13 protein-coding genes are annotated in these 14,561 nt (G+C 39.0%); 9 read left to right on the top strand and 4 right to left on the bottom strand.

Annotated features, from left to right (window positions below):
• Nucleotides 1–77: 77 nt before the first annotated feature.
• Complete coding sequence (locus ALFOR1_RS04580; RefSeq protein ID WP_104642202.1) at nucleotides 78–542, top strand: hypothetical protein; 465 nt, start codon at nucleotides 78–80, stop codon at nucleotides 540–542.
• A 15-nt stretch (nucleotides 543–557) separates the two neighbouring features.
• The gene (locus ALFOR1_RS04585) at nucleotides 558–902 is read left to right on the top strand and encodes a hypothetical protein (RefSeq protein ID WP_058547297.1); all 345 of its coding nucleotides are present in this window, start codon (nucleotides 558–560) and stop codon (nucleotides 900–902) included.
• A 72-nt stretch (nucleotides 903–974) separates the two neighbouring features.
• Here the strand turns inward: ALFOR1_RS04585 and ALFOR1_RS04590 are convergent, their stop codons facing one another.
• A complete protein-coding gene (locus tag ALFOR1_RS04590) occupies nucleotides 975–1,190 on the bottom strand; it encodes a hypothetical protein (protein ID WP_058547298.1) in 216 nt (71 codons plus the stop codon).
• A 169-nt stretch (nucleotides 1,191–1,359) separates the two neighbouring features.
• On the opposite strand from ALFOR1_RS04590, the gene ALFOR1_RS04595 reads away from it, so the two are divergent.
• The 4 genes from ALFOR1_RS04595 (at nucleotide 1,360) to ALFOR1_RS04610 (ending at nucleotide 6,596) form a co-directional block, all read left to right on the top strand.
• On the top strand, nucleotides 1,360–3,267 hold the full coding sequence (locus ALFOR1_RS04595; RefSeq protein WP_104642203.1) for a DUF1800 domain-containing protein: 1,908 nt from the start codon (nucleotides 1,360–1,362) through the stop codon (nucleotides 3,265–3,267).
• A gap of 9 nt (nucleotides 3,268–3,276) precedes the next feature.
• Entirely contained in the window at nucleotides 3,277–4,617 is a 1,341-nt protein-coding gene (locus ALFOR1_RS04600) for a DUF1501 domain-containing protein (RefSeq protein ID WP_104642204.1), read from the top strand.
• Nucleotides 4,618–4,714: 97 nt separating this feature from the next.
• On the top strand, nucleotides 4,715–5,428 hold the full coding sequence (locus ALFOR1_RS04605) for a DUF1499 domain-containing protein (RefSeq protein ID WP_058547301.1): 714 nt from the start codon (nucleotides 4,715–4,717) through the stop codon (nucleotides 5,426–5,428).
• 121 nt (nucleotides 5,429–5,549) lie between these two features.
• The gene (locus ALFOR1_RS04610; protein WP_104642205.1) at nucleotides 5,550–6,596 is read left to right on the top strand and encodes an NAD(P)-dependent alcohol dehydrogenase; all 1,047 of its coding nucleotides are present in this window, start codon (nucleotides 5,550–5,552) and stop codon (nucleotides 6,594–6,596) included.
• A 71-nt stretch (nucleotides 6,597–6,667) separates the two neighbouring features.
• Here ALFOR1_RS04610 and ALFOR1_RS04615 read toward each other — a convergent pair whose 3' ends face one another.
• Nucleotides 6,668–7,870, bottom strand: a complete 1,203-nt coding sequence (locus ALFOR1_RS04615; RefSeq protein ID WP_104642206.1) for an MFS transporter — start codon at nucleotides 7,868–7,870, stop codon at nucleotides 6,668–6,670.
• A 352-nt stretch (nucleotides 7,871–8,222) separates the two neighbouring features.
• Here ALFOR1_RS04615 and ALFOR1_RS20610 point away from each other — a divergent pair, with 352 nt between their 5' ends.
• Together ALFOR1_RS20610 and ALFOR1_RS04625 are read left to right on the top strand one after the other, a co-directional pair.
• The gene (locus ALFOR1_RS20610; RefSeq protein WP_104642207.1) at nucleotides 8,223–9,521 is read left to right on the top strand and encodes a methyl-accepting chemotaxis protein; all 1,299 of its coding nucleotides are present in this window, start codon (nucleotides 8,223–8,225) and stop codon (nucleotides 9,519–9,521) included.
• A 101-nt stretch (nucleotides 9,522–9,622) separates the two neighbouring features.
• Nucleotides 9,623–11,758 carry a TonB-dependent receptor gene (locus tag ALFOR1_RS04625; protein WP_104642208.1) on the top strand — a complete coding sequence of 712 codons (2,136 nt, stop codon included), beginning with the start codon at nucleotides 9,623–9,625 and terminating at the stop codon, nucleotides 11,756–11,758.
• A 60-nt stretch (nucleotides 11,759–11,818) separates the two neighbouring features.
• Here the strand turns inward: ALFOR1_RS04625 and ALFOR1_RS04630 are convergent, their stop codons facing one another.
• Nucleotides 11,819–11,992 carry a DUF2986 domain-containing protein gene (locus tag ALFOR1_RS04630; RefSeq protein WP_082660550.1) on the bottom strand — a complete coding sequence of 58 codons (174 nt, stop codon included), beginning with the start codon at nucleotides 11,990–11,992 and terminating at the stop codon, nucleotides 11,819–11,821.
• Between the two features lie 176 nt (nucleotides 11,993–12,168).
• Between ALFOR1_RS04630 and ALFOR1_RS04635 the strand changes: the two genes are divergently transcribed.
• Nucleotides 12,169–13,656, top strand: a complete 1,488-nt coding sequence (locus ALFOR1_RS04635) for a dipeptidase (protein ID WP_104642209.1) — start codon at nucleotides 12,169–12,171, stop codon at nucleotides 13,654–13,656.
• A 73-nt stretch (nucleotides 13,657–13,729) separates the two neighbouring features.
• Here ALFOR1_RS04635 and ALFOR1_RS04640 read toward each other — a convergent pair whose 3' ends face one another.
• Nucleotides 13,730–14,515: a putative porin gene (locus tag ALFOR1_RS04640; RefSeq protein WP_104642210.1), complete on the bottom strand. Its 786-nt coding sequence runs from the start codon at nucleotides 14,513–14,515 to the stop codon at nucleotides 13,730–13,732.
• Nucleotides 14,516–14,561 lie beyond the last annotated feature (46 nt).

The raw sequence follows: 14,561 nt of genomic DNA on the forward strand, positions 1-14,561 counted from the left end.
GAAACGTTATTTGTTTGATTATTGAACTTTCTAAGGTAATGTACCTATAAAACACTTTTAGCTACAGGGAATAGTCAATGAGGTTAGTTTTAACATTAGGTTTGGTATTGGTTGCTACCTTTTCAGCCCAAGCCGAAGAGCCATTTGATTTAAAAGCATTTGCACAGCATTACTACAACACAATGGTTGCAACACAGGCACCCAACGCAGGCACTAAAGAGCTTGAAGCTTACCTTGCATTGTTAACGGATGATATTGGTAATCAGCACATACCGTATCAGCTTGATGACTCTCGCACTGCCGATGGGAAAGAATTAATGCGCAAAGGCATGAGCTTTTACTTAGGCGCGCATACCCTGTATGAAAGTGAGCTACTCAATACTTTTATATTTAACGATAGCGGTTTTGCGATTCGTTATAAAAACCACGCTAAAGGCATTCACCCACAAAGTAAGCAGCCAATTGAGTATACCTCAGTAATGATGGAGGTGATCGAAATTGAAAACGCTAAAGTGGCGATGATCCGCAAGTATCACGAATAATAAATAAGGATATATATGAAACATTTACTTATCGCATTATCAATATTAATGCTTAGTGCATGCGTTAGCACAAAAAATGACTTTAGATTTGATGGCTCCACACCTGAGTCTACCCAAGCGGGGGTTACTAAAGTATTAAAAAAACTGAAACCTAAAGATTCTATGATTTTTATTGGGTCAATAATTGCTATTCAGTTTTCTGATGTGCAAAGCGCAGAAGATGTTGTTGGCGACCCAACAATGACTAATGAAATAAACTATTTTATTATCGGTAAAAAAATTGATGGCCTAAATTATTACGAAGTACTTGATTTAGCTAAGCGGTCACAAAATACATTTACTATTGTAGAAGCTCAGTAGGCTTAAAATGTGCGCCGATATTGTGATCTCATTGGCGCTATATAGACAATACTTATTAACTCACTTTATTAGTTAAACCTCTTTACCATCGTGTTGCTCGGCTAAATCATCAAGCTCAGCAGAGGTATAATCAAACCCACTCTCATCATACTCATAAGTTACTTTTACACTGTCGCCGCCGTTAAATAGGCGTGTTTTAACATCGCTTATGGGCCAGTCTTTTAGTACATGCACGAATCTGTTAGCAACTTGTGAAGATTCAAAACGGTAGCGAATTTCTGTTTTCATAAATAATAAGGCTCTGGCTATAAACCCCACTAAAACTGCATTGTTAATGGGGCGTTCATGATTCGGTTACAAAAAATAAAGAGTCAAATTGTAAATTTTGTGTTTCAATAATTGCATTAAACTCGGTACAGCTTAACGTACTATAATTAACAAATAACGACGACTTTACATGCATTATAAAATTTCTTTAATCGCAAGCTCAATATTTATACTTAGTGCTTGTGGTGGTTCAGGCTCAGATGATACGCCAACCATTAACGGAAATAAAATCCCAATTTTATCAGTTGCTGATATACCTAACGAAATAGCCAAAGGCCAAACCATTGAACTAAGTGCAACTGCCAGCGATAAAGATGGCACTATTAGCAGTGTTGTGTGGCAGCAAACCTCGGGTACTGTATTACTTAACGAACCCATAGAGGCTACAAGCGCAACAATTACTATTGAACCTGCACTTAGTTATAAGCCAATTAATTATGCATTTAGCGTTACTGCAACCGATAACGAGGGGGCAACTAACACACAAGTAGTCTCTTTTACAGCGCGTAACAGTATGAGTGATTACAGTGCAGCAAGGTTGCTGCACCAAGGAAGCATGGGGCCAACACTTGCCGAAATACAAAGTGCAAAAGGTTTAAGTGAACAGCAATGGCTTGATAAGCAAATTGCATTACCAGTTAATTACCATCGCGATTATTTAGTTAAGTTAGATGGCGAAGACGACTTTAGATACATAAACCGTATTGATGCGTGGTGGAAAGGCGTTATGCAAAGCGACGATCAGCTACGTCAACGTGTTGCCTTTGCACTAAGCGAAATATTAGTTGTTTCGGATGAAAATAGTGGTTTGTCCGCTCAGCCTGAGGGGATGATCACCTACTACGATTTATTACTAAAGCATGCCTTTGGTAATTACCGTGACTTACTTGAAGATGTAACGCTTTCACCTATTATGGGCACTTACCTTAGTCATTTAGGTAACGAAAAAGCCGACGAAGCACTTAATATTCGCCCTGATGAAAACTACGCACGCGAAGTAATGCAACTATTTACGATTGGGCTTGAAGAGTTAAACCTAGATGGCAGCGCTAAGCTTGATGCCCAAGGCAATACCATAGCAACGTATGGGCAAACACAAATAGAAGGTTTTGCACGTGTATTTACAGGTTGGACATTTGCAGGAAGCGAAACCTTTAAACGTAAAAGCCGCGATTATATTAATCCTATGCAGGCATTTAGCGAATATCACTCTAGTGAACAAAAAACCCTTTTAAATGATGAAATTATCCCACAAGGCTATGGTCCTGAGGAATCGCTAAAAATAGCGCTCGATAATTTGTTTAATCACGATAATGTTGCACCATTTATTTCTAAGCAGCTAATTCAGCGGCTAATTACCTCTAACCCAACGCCACAGTATGTGGAGCGTGTGGCTAGTGTGTTTAACGATAACGGTGCAGGTGTGCGCGGCGACTTAAGTGCAGTTATAAAAGCAATATACTTAGATGATGAAGCTCGCCATTTTGGCTCAGTGTTAAGTTACCAAGGTAAAATTAAAGAGCCAATATTAAAAACCGTTCAATTTTGGCGAAATCTCGATGCTAAATCGTTAGAGGGGTATTACAAAACATGGAACTTAGTAGATAGCTATGGGCAAGGGCCATTGCAGTCTGCGTCGGTATTTAACTTTTTTAGACCTGATTACCAAACAGCTACTTTAAGAAGTGAAAGTTTAGTGGCGCCCGAGTTACAAATAGCAAATGATGCCACGCTTATTGGTACTATGAATGCTATTTTTTCAACCTTAGTGTGGAGCACTGCAGAGGCGCACAGCGATTTAAATTCAAGCCGAATTTATGTGTATATTCAAAACGATATGAATTACTTGCAACAGCAAGGAATAAGTGAATTGTTAGCCCAGTACAATACCTTATATTTTGCAGGTTCTATGAGCGATAACACTCGCCAAGCTTTACTTGATCTAGATGCTTACTTTAATGAAGAGCAATACCGAGAGCGGGTATCGTATTTGTTATACATGATTGCTATTTCACCTGAATTTAACGTGCAGAATTAGGAGCGCATAATGAGCATTAATAGAAGAGATTTTTTGTCGTTATGTTTAAAAGGCAGTGTGTCGGCGGCTGCTTTAACGAGCCTACAATTACAAGCATTAACAGGTGCTACTAATGCTATTGAGTTAGGTGATTACAAGGCGCTCGTGTGTGTGTATTTATATGGTGGAAATGACTCATTAAATATGCTGGTACCGCTTGAGGGAGAGCAACGTAATCTGTACGAGCAAAGTAGACAAAACCTAGCTGTAGCGAGCCCAATTGAGCTGAGTATTAAAAACCAATTTGCAGGTGGAGTAGGTATTCACCCATCGCTGGCGCCTATACAAAGTGTGTTTGAATCGCAAAATTTAGCCTTTGTAGGTGGCGTAGGTACTTTATTAACTCCAACGTCGCTAGATGATTATAAAAACAAAGCAGTGCCACTTCCTCAGCATTTATTTTCGCACAATGACCAACAAGCATCGTGGATGTATGGCCGTGAAAGAGAGTCGCTAAACACAGGCTGGGGCGCACGACTTTTAGAGCGCTTAGCTGTTCATGATGAATTTGCTGCTAATATTTCACTTGATGGCACAAATTTATGGCAAACAGGCACGAGTACTAATGCGTTTGCACTTAACAAAAGTGGTATTAGTACTATTAATGCCTTTGGTGGATACCAGCCTCGTACTGAGCATGTAACGAGTATAATGAACCGTATATTAGGTAATACTAACCATGTGCTAGGCACTGCCTACGCAAATGGTTTAAATAGTGCCATTAACAATACGCAAAGTATGAATAATGCATTAGAAGATGCACCAGAGTTTATTACTTCATTTAGCGAAACCAGCTTTAGTGAGCAACTTGCAGCAGTGGCTAAAACAATCAGTGTTCAAGCTAAATTAAACACACAACGCCAAGTGTTTTTTGTGTCTATGGGCGGGTTTGATACGCATGATGATCAGTTAACAACACACCCAGCATTATTAAATACACTGGCTAGTGGCTTTAATGAATTTAATAGCGCAATGAATGAGCTTGGTATGAGCGATAAGGTAACCACATTTACTATGTCGGATTTTGGTCGTACGCTCACTTCTAACGGAGATGGTACAGACCACGGCTGGGCTGGGAATCAAATAGTGATGGGCGGGGCTGTAAAAGGACAAAATATTTACGGCGAGTTACTCACTCAACAACTTGATGGCCCACAAGATACGGGGGGCGGGCGTTTAATACCACAAGTAGCAAACGAGCAATACTTTGCAACGTTAGCGCAGTGGTTTGGCGTTCCTAGTTCTGAGCTTGTTGATATATTTCCTAATTTAAGTAACTTTAATAACACAACGTTGGACTTTTTTGTGTAATTGGTCGCTAATAGTAATCTAAACGCAGTGCTTGGCGGTATAGTGTACTCGTTAGATTATTTAAAATAAAAATTACACACAGTAAAGGAATCTTAAAATGAAAGTTTTAGTGAGTTTAGTAAGCTTAATTGCGTTTTTGTTAGTTATATTGCCAGGGCCTTTATATAAGTTTGGACTTGTTGAGCTTGGCACTGCCTTTACCGGTTTTAGGTTTGGTGTGTACGCGGGTGGTGCCGCATTAGTGCTGCTAATATTACAAGCTATATTTATGCGTAAAACGTTAACGCTAAGCAGTGGTTTAATTGCTTTTGTATTTTCTGCAGTCGCCATTGCAATGCCGCTTAATATGATGAATAAAGCTAAAAGCGTACCTGCGATTCATGATATTTCGACAGACCTAGTTAATCCACCAAAGTTTGTAGCGGTTGCTCCACTTAGAGCCGATGCGCCTAACCCTATAGCTTATGCTGGCGAAGAAACGGCTGCGCAACAGCGTAAAGCGTACCCTGAGCTTAAAACACTGAACTTTGCACAATCAAAAGCTGATTTGCTAGCGGCAAGTGAGCAAGCAGTTAAAAACTTAGGTTTTGCTTTGGTTAATACAAACTCGGCAACGGGTATTGTAGAAGCTACCGATACAACTACTTGGTTTGGGTTTAAAGATGATGTGGTTATTCGTATTACAGATGATGCCGATCAGCGTTTTGTAGATATTCGCAGTAAATCGCGTGTTGGGCGTAGTGATTTAGGTAAAAATGCACAGCGTATTCATGCAATCATTGACGAAATAAATACCTTACTCGAAAAATAAAATAGCAGAGCGTATATAAATCAAAGCCCAACATTGTTGGGCTTTTTTTTGGTCAGTTTAAATTCACGGCTTGTACGTTAATGTGAACTTGACTTAAATTTTTACAAACTATGGAGTTATTATGAAAACAGTAGGATATGCAGCAAAAAGCCAAGGTTCTGAACTGACAGAGTTTGCGTTTGAGCGCCGCGATTTACGCAATAACGATGTAGAAATTGAAATTTTATACTGCGGTGTGTGCCATTCAGATTTACACGCCGTACGAAATGATTGGGGCGGTAGTCGTTACCCACTTGTACCCGGACACGAAATTGTAGGTAAGGTTAAGTCGGTTGGAAGCGACGTTAAAAAATATAAGCAAGGCGACACCGTTGCGGTAGGGTGTATGGTTGACTCATGCCAAAGTTGCGATCAGTGCGATAACAATGAAGAGCAATTTTGCCGAGAAGGTATGGTAGCTACATACGCTGGTAAAGACAAAAAAACTGGCGATATGACCCAAGGCGGCTACTCAAAACATGTGGTTGTACGAGAAGAATTTGTGCTGTCTGTACCAAAAAGCTTAGAGCTTTCGCGCGTCGCACCTCTATTATGTGCAGGTATTACTACGTATTCTCCTTTGCATAAGTGGGGCGTTAAAAAAGGTAGCCGTGTTGCTGTTATAGGTCTTGGTGGTTTAGGGCATATGGCAGTTAAAAATGCAGTAGCTATGGGCGCTACAGTAACTGTAATTGGCCGCAGTGAATCTAAAAAAGAAGATGCGGTAGAGCTAGGTGCACAACATTATTTAGTTTCAACAAACGATGATGAAATGAAAAAGTCGCAGTCTGCATTTGATGTAATTATAGATACAGTGCCAGTTAAGCACGATCTCTCTATTTACACTCCACTACTTGATATAGACGGTGCTCTAATTATTGTTGGTCAAATTGGCCCGGTTGAAGAGTTAAATACCGTACCATTATTAATGGGTCGTCGCCAAGTTGCTGGGTCGCTCATTGGTGGCATAGCAGAAACGCAGCAAATGCTTGATTTTTGTGGCGAGAATAACGTGCTACCAGAGTGTGAAATGATCAACATAGACGAAATTAATACAGCCTACGAACGTATGGAAAAATCGGATGTACGCTATCGGTTTGTCATTGATATGGAATCACTCAGTGCATAATGTGTAACTAAAAAAGAGCCGCTACTTAGCGGCTCTTTTTATGTTTGAGAGTGTCTTATTTTGAAATGTGTTTAGCACGTTTGTGCTACTTGCTGCTTTTTATTTAATTGTATGTAGCTTAATAGCCACATAAAAAACCCACCTATAAACAAAATAGCCGCTACATAACCTGTTTCGTTAGGCGCTGCACCTTGAGCAATAGCCATACCACCAACCCAAGGGCCAATCGCATTGGCAACATTAAATGCACATTGCACTAGCGCACCAATCATAGCGTGGCCATCAGGTGATACATCCATTAATAATGATTGAATTAATGTGGCTAAACCTACACTACAGCCAATAAAAAATATTACGGCATAAAGCATCCATATATTATGGCTTGCACTAACGTAGGCAAAAGCAAACACAATAGTGCATATAAGGGCAAAGCCCGTAGTTTTAATTGCTGATTTATCGGCGGCCTTACCTAATATGTAATTACCTAATGTACAGCCAATACCAAACATTACCATCGCGATAGATATAGTGTAAGGCGCTGTTTTAGTTACATCTAAGATAGTGTCGGCAATGTAAGTATATATGCAAAAAACACCGCCAAAACCAATAATAACAATACCTAAAATTGACCAAACAAGTTTGTTTTTTAGCACGCCAAATTCGTTTAATAAGTTAGAAGGCTTAGCGTTATCAATATTAGGTACCACTTTATAAACAAAAATAAAGGCGATAAATGCTAAAACAGCAGCACCCGCTAAACAGTAGCGCCAGCTAAGGTTTTGCCCAACTAAAGTAACAATAGGCACACCGACTATTGTAGCGATAGTTAACCCCATAAATACCTTAGACATAAAGCTGGCACGTTTGCCTTGCGGTGCAATATCAGACGCTAGCAATATTGCAGTACCAAAGTAAGCTCCATGAGGTAAGCCACTTAAAAATCTAAAAATAACTAATTGTTCTAAAGAGGTCGCAAGGGCGCTTAAACCGTTAGATATACACATTAAGCTTAAAAATATTAGCAGTGCTTTTCGTTTACGCATATTAGCTGTAGTAAGCATTAAAATTGGAGCACCGATAACAACACCAATAGCGTAGGCACTAATAGCATAACCAGTTTGCGAAGGTGTAGAGCCAAACGTTTCGCTAATTAATGGCAGCATCGGCATCATTGAAAATTCTGATAAGCCTAAAATAAATGTGCCTAATGCTAATACCACTAAAATAGCAGTTCGGTTTAATTGGCTCGGTGGCGACGTGACATCTGCGCTCATAAATGATCCCTTAGGTATAATTTTAAAATAGAACAGCACAGCAAACTTCGAATAGGGAAGTGCCGTGTATAAACTTAAATTTTGGTGTGAGAGTAGATGTTCAGTGAGGTGGGTATTTTAATTTAAAAAGAGTATTGAGTCATGCATAAAGTTAATGGTTTTACAGGGTTTTTTAAATGTTAATTAGAATAAATAACTGCCAATAATCTTAAAAGTAAAAAAACTATTTATAAAGCATGAAGCTATAAGAATTTTAAATATTAGGTTATCATCTATTTTAAGCCTATATTTACAATGTAGTTACATTTGCATGTCACTTTATTACTTTTAATTTATTTCTTAAGGTTTTTACATGTTTGGTATTTCTCAAAAGAATACAAAAATTGAAGAGCTGGAGCTTCAATTAATTCAAAAGCAATCGATCTTGTCAGCAATTAACAAGCACGTTGCATATATTGAATTTTCACCTGAAGGAATAATTTTAGACGCTAATAAACTATTTTTAGAGACTATTGGTTATAGTAAAGAGCAGATTGTAGGTGAGCATCATAGAATGTTTTGTGAACCTGAATATGCAAACTCAAATGTATACAGTCAATTTTGGCAGAACCTACAACAAGGTAAATCGACTTCCGGTTCTTTTTTACGTTTTAAAGCCAACGGCGATAAGCTTTGGTTAGAAGCCACATATTTTCCTGTAGAAGAAAATGGTGTTGTCACAAAGGTTATAAAAATAGCTTCAGATATTACTGCAAACTATATACAAAGGCAGGCGCAAGAAGCGATAGCAAAGGCACTTGATAAAGCTTTAGCAACCATAGAATTTACGCCCGAAGGAAATATTATAACCGCCAATCAAAACTTTTTATCAACAATTGGCTACAGCTTAAAGGATATTGTAGGGCAGCATCATAAGATGTTTTGTACCTCACTATTTTATGAGAAAAACCCACAGTTTTGGAACGAGCTAGCACAAGGTCAGTTTAAGTCTGGAAAATTTAAACGCATTACCTCTGATGGTTCAGAAATTTGGCTAGAAGCAACCTATAACCCCATATTAGATAGCAAAGGTAATGTTGTTAAAATTATTAAGTTTGCGTCTGATATAACGGCCCGTATAAACGACAACACTGCAGTAAGTGATGCAGCAGCAATTGCACATGAGTCGGCAGTGGCAACGGTAGAAACGGCTAAGCAAGGCTCTGAAATACTACAAAGTGCCATTACTAACTCAGATGCAATTGTAAGCCAAGTGCTTAAGTCGGTAGATTTAATTAAAAACCTAAATGAGCAATCAGCGGTTATTGGCTCGATTGTATCGACCATTAGCAGTATTGCCGATCAAACCAATTTATTAGCACTTAATGCCGCCATTGAAGCGGCTCGCGCAGGTGAGTATGGTAGGGGCTTTGCTGTGGTTGCAGACGAAGTAAGGCAGCTTGCAGCAAGTACAAGTAAATCAACTAACGAAATTGCGACTGTGGTTAAAAACAATCAAGAACTAACAAACGATATTTCTAAGCAGATTACCTCAGTGTCAGACTCGTCTGAACAAGGTAGAGAATTAATTTCTAATGTTTCTGAGGTGATTAAAGAAATTGAGCGCGGTGCAGATGTTGTTTCGCAAACCGTAGCACAGCTTAATAGTTAGTTACACCTGGTTACTTAACAAAGTGCGACATTATGTCGCGCTTTAATAGCGCTTTCGCATTATATAATTTATGCCATATATAACAGTGGCATAAATTATAAATGAATCACAAAAAAAACATTCAATCTACTTATTTACTCTCTCCTTTAGCGCTACTAATTAGCGGCTTTTTATCGCCTACGGTGCTCGCTGATGATAACGACTTAGAAGTTATTGAAGTGCACGGGCATGCGCAAAATAAACATTTATCACTTGGCTCTTCAGAGTCATTACTTAGTAATTTAGGTGTTGATTTTTCTGCTGCGGGCGGGGTCTCTAACTTGCCAATTCTAAATGGTTTAATGGGCGACAGGGTAAAAGTACTTGTTGATGGCGCAGATGTAACAGCAGCGTGCGCCAATCATATGAACCCGCCTCTTTCTTACATATCTGCAAATCAAATAACGTCTTACAAGGTTGTTGCTGGAGTGTCACCAATAAGCGCAGGTGGCGATAACATTGCTGGTGTAATAAGCGTTAATTCTATTTCACCACAGTACGGCGAAAGTAGCGATTTAGCCTGGCACTCAGGTTATGTATCGGCAAAATACAGTAGTATTGATAATGGCCGAAAGCTAGGCGTGGGAGCACGTTTAGCAAGTGATACGTTTAGTTTTAACTACCAAGGGTCGTTTAGCGATGCAGATAGTTATGAAAATGGTAACGGCGATGTAGTGCTTGACACATTGTACCGTGCTCAAAACCACAGTTTAACCGCAGCTATGCGCGATGATAAACAGCAATTAGTTATAAAGCTTACACATCAAAAAATTCCCTACCAAGGGTTTGCAAATCAGTATATGGATATGACTGATAACACCAGTTACGGCGCTATTGCCCAATATAAGCGCAGTTTTGAAAATAGCGAGTTTGAAGGGCAGGTTAACTGGCACAGCGTTAAACACGAAATGGGCTTTTTTAGTAAAGAAAAAACCGGCATGATGCCCATGGAAACAGACTCGCAAGATATAAGCACGCAGCTTAAATGGCATATTACGCTTGATAAAAATAGCTCACTATTGCTTGGTCAAGAATACTATAACTACCGCATTGATGATTGGTGGCCGGCTATTGAAGGCTCAACCATGATGGGGCCAAATGACTATGTAAACATCAATAATGGTAAGCGTGAGCGCATTGCCCTATTTGCAGAATATGAAAGCCAAATTAATAAAAAACTGTGGCTAAATACTGGAGTTAGGGTTGAGCGTGTCAATACGCAAGTTGATGAAGTACAGGCCTATAACGATGGCATGAGTATGATGGATATGGGCAATATGAGCTCAATGAGCACTGCTAATAATGCGATGGCGGCAAATGACTTTAATAATGCCGATAGAAATAAAACGGACACCATTGTTGATGTTAATTTATTAGCTAATTACCAAATTACACTATATGACGAGCTGCAATTAGGCCTTGCTCGCAAAAACCGCGCACCCAATTTATATGAGCGCTACAGTTGGGGTGTAAGTAATATGGCCACCACTATGATTGGCTGGTACGGCGATGCAAATGGTTATATTGGTAACCCAGAGCTTGATGTAGAAACCGCAAATACCATTAGTGCAACATATTCAAAAACAGCTAAAGATGATGCTTGGCGTGTAAGTGCTAATGTGTGGTACACCGATGTAAACGACTACATTGACGCAAATATTGTACGTAGTTTTAATAGTTATGGGTTAGCAAACACATCACGTAATATTTTGCAGTTTAGTAATGTTGACGCCACATTATATGGTGCCAAAATCGATGTAAGTAAGTCGCTTTATCAATCTAAGTCGTTTGGCGAATGGGTATTAACAGCAAACGTTACAAGTACCCGTGGTAAGCGCGATGATACTAACCAGCCGCTATATCAAATTAAGCCATTGCATACAAAGCTAACATTAAGCCAGCAAATAGGATTATTTGAAAATGCGCTGTCGTGGGAGTGGGTAGATACAAAATCACGTGTTGACTTTAACCGCCTTGAAAGCCAAACGCACAGCTATAATTTAGTGAATTTAAGCTCTAAAGCCACCTTTAATACACTAACGCTTAGTGCTGAAGTAACTAACTTATTTGATGAGTTTTACGAGTTGCCATTAGGGGGAGTAAGTATTGCTGCACTAAAACAAGACAGTAGCACGGGGTTTACTCAATTAGCTGGGCAGGGGCGCTCATTTAATATCAGTGCAAGTTATGCTTTTTAGGCACATATAATAATTATTGAACAGTTAAGCCATCACTGTGTTGTGGCTTAACGCTAAATATTAATCAGTAGTCGTGCTTTGCTCATCGGCACAAGGAGATTGCTCGGCTTCTAAAGCTAACTTTTCGCGCTGTGCTTTAGATACATAAGCAGGTTTGCCGCTTTTATGTAATTTGGCATTAGCGCGTTTATCTTTCTTTTGAAATTTAGTGACGATTTTTTTACGACGGTTCACAGCTAAAACCTTTAAGCTAAATAAATTTAAGTCGCGCATTATACTGCTATCTACACTAAACCCGCTATATAAATATTTTACGCTTATAAGTTGTGAGTCCATCGCAAAGCACTGTTTGAAATGCTGTGTGGGCGCTATAATTAAAGCTCTTAGTTATTAATTAAATGGAATAAGTTTTGAAAAAGTTAGCTTTAGCCAGTGCTCTTTTATTTGCGTTTAGCGCGCATGCACAGTTACATAAAAATATTGATAGTGTTGCTGATTACGCTGTAAACACCTACCAAAATGCTCAAGTACATACGCTAACTAACTTAGTGGCTTTTCCTACAGTAAATAAAGACTCAATATCCGCACCACAAAACCCAGACTTTATTAACTTTAAATCTGTATTAAAAATGAAAGCCGCAGAGCTTGGGTTTGATTACCAAGACCTAGGTTATACCGTGCTTATTGGTATGGGTAAACAAGCAGACAAAGTAACAGTAGTAACACACGGTGATGTTCAGCCAGCTAATGCGAGTAAGTGGAAGCAAAGCCCATTTATTATTGATACCTCAGAGCCTGGCAAATTAGTAGGGCGCGGTACCGAAGACGACAAAGGCGCCATAGCCACTGCGCTTTACGCCATGAAAGCAATTAAAGATAAAGGCATAGAGCTTGATAACCGCATAGAGCTGATGATTTACCTTGCCGAGGAGTCTGACTGGGGCCCTCTTACTGAATTTATGAAAACCTATGAGCAACCAAAGTATGCAGTAACCATTGATGCATCATACCCCGTGGTTGTTGCTGAAAAAGGCTGGAGCTTAATTGCACCTACATTTAACGCTACTTCAAAACAAACTGGCGTCTATGTAAGTGATGTTGCTGGTGGGGCGTTTAAAAGCCAAATACCAGAAGATGCAAGCTTAGTACTTCACAATGCAAGCACTGCTGTAATTGATTCATTAAAAGCTAAAGCTAAAACGCTCAGTGAAGTTGAGTTTAATTTTGAAGAGCAAGGTAAAAGCTTAAAAATAACTGTTAAAGGCATGTCTGCGCATTCATCAGAGCCAGAGTCGGGCGTTAATGCTATTGCACACTTGAGTGAGTTATTTAAAGACATCGCACTTGAAAATAATAGCGATGGCCAGCTTATAAAATTTGTAAACCAGTTAATTGGCTTAGATATTCATGGTAAGCAATTTGGTAATATTGCCTACGAGCACGAATTTATGGGCCCAATGAGCGTAGCTCCTACTGTAATTGAACGCGATGGTAATGCACTAACATTAGCCATTAACGCCCGCCGCCCAGTTGGTAAAGATGAAAGCGTACTTAAACAACAAATAAATAGCGCTATCAATGAATGGGAAACTGCAAATAACGTAACGCTTACTAAAGTTGAAACCATTATTGGTACACCTATGCTGTTAGATAACGCACCACACGCACAAAAGCTGCTCGATATTTTTAAACATTTTACAGGTGACGAACAAGCTGACTTTGTATCAATTGGCGGAGGCACTAACGCAAAACTATTTGATAATGCCGTATCGTTTGGCCCTTCAATGCCAGGCAAGCGTTATACAGGCCACTCAGAGCATGAATTTATTACGCTTGAGCAATTGGAGCTTAATTTACGCATGTATACCGCGATGATGATTGAGCTAGGTAATATGTAAGCTATAGATTTTTTAATATAAAGGCCGCCTTATTTAGCTGAAGTGAATCCAGCAAGGCGGCTTTTTTTGTTTATTAAAACTGGGCTACAAAACTAAGGTTGTATATGTCATAGTTATTTTTATCAGTGTAATTAGCGCTAAAATAGTAGCTATCGTTAATAAAGTATTTACCCTCAACAACTAAATCTGAGTCGCTTAAGCCAATACCCACAGCTACATGTTTATTAAAGTAATAATTTGCCAGCACATTAAAGAAAGGGTCATCGCCAGCATCTAGGTAATCAATATTTATAGTAAAGTAGCTATCATCGTAAAGGTGAGCAAAGTAACGTGATGATAAGTCCCACGAGTCTATTTCATCATCAGTTTCAACCGTAAAGCCAATGTAATCGGTGTCATTAATTTGATGATTATATTGCGCTTTAAATAGATAAACCGTATCACCATATTCATAATCTACCATGCGTGCAGATACCTTTAACGAATCAGCAAATAAGTAACCTAAACCAAGTGAGTAGGTATCAGTATCGCCAATATTAGGCAGCTCTATGGTTGCAAAAGCATTACCGTAAAAGCCTTCTCCAAATATTCCTTTTTGGCTATAACCATCTGAATTAAAGTAATTTAAGCCTATGTTACTATCTGTATCTAGGTAGCCATAATCATCCCACACGCCAGAGCTTTGTTGCTCTTCAAAATAATAATGCGTAGATAATCCGTACACATTATCGCTGTAATAGCGTGAATCAATTTTTGCGTAGTTAATTGTATTAAACCATTGCTTTGACGCTGATTGTTCAGCGTTTACTGATGCTGCACAGCTAAGTGCAAGCAAAGAGAGTGGCATTAAAAAGCGCAAGTATCCCTTCTTATAATTGAGTAAACTTGTTACTAGAATGGGTGTT

This window comes from Pseudoalteromonas carrageenovora IAM 12662 (genome assembly GCF_900239935.1).
Classification (GTDB): Bacteria; Pseudomonadota; Gammaproteobacteria; order Enterobacterales; family Alteromonadaceae; genus Pseudoalteromonas; species Pseudoalteromonas carrageenovora.

Excerpts from the sequence above, each read along its gene's own strand:
- ALFOR1_RS04595 (WP_104642203.1), top strand. The coding sequence starts at position 1,360 with ATGCATTATAAAATTTCTTTAATCGCAAGCTCAATATTTATACTTAGT.
- ALFOR1_RS04600 (WP_104642204.1), top strand. The coding sequence starts at position 3,277 with ATGAGCATTAATAGAAGAGATTTTTTGTCGTTATGTTTAAAAGGCAGT.
- ALFOR1_RS04605 (WP_058547301.1), top strand. The coding sequence starts at position 4,715 with ATGAAAGTTTTAGTGAGTTTAGTAAGCTTAATTGCGTTTTTGTTAGTT.
- ALFOR1_RS04590 (WP_058547298.1), bottom strand. The coding sequence starts at position 1,190 with ATGAAAACAGAAATTCGCTACCGTTTTGAATCTTCACAAGTTGCTAAC.
- ALFOR1_RS04615 (WP_104642206.1), bottom strand. The coding sequence starts at position 7,870 with ATGAGCGCAGATGTCACGTCGCCACCGAGCCAATTAAACCGAACTGCT.
- ALFOR1_RS04580 (WP_104642202.1), top strand. The coding sequence starts at position 78 with ATGAGGTTAGTTTTAACATTAGGTTTGGTATTGGTTGCTACCTTTTCA.
- ALFOR1_RS04610 (WP_104642205.1), top strand. The coding sequence starts at position 5,550 with ATGAAAACAGTAGGATATGCAGCAAAAAGCCAAGGTTCTGAACTGACA.
- ALFOR1_RS04625 (WP_104642208.1), top strand. The coding sequence starts at position 9,623 with ATGAATCACAAAAAAAACATTCAATCTACTTATTTACTCTCTCCTTTA.
- ALFOR1_RS20610 (WP_104642207.1), top strand. The coding sequence starts at position 8,223 with ATGTTTGGTATTTCTCAAAAGAATACAAAAATTGAAGAGCTGGAGCTT.
- ALFOR1_RS04585 (WP_058547297.1), top strand. The coding sequence starts at position 558 with ATGAAACATTTACTTATCGCATTATCAATATTAATGCTTAGTGCATGC.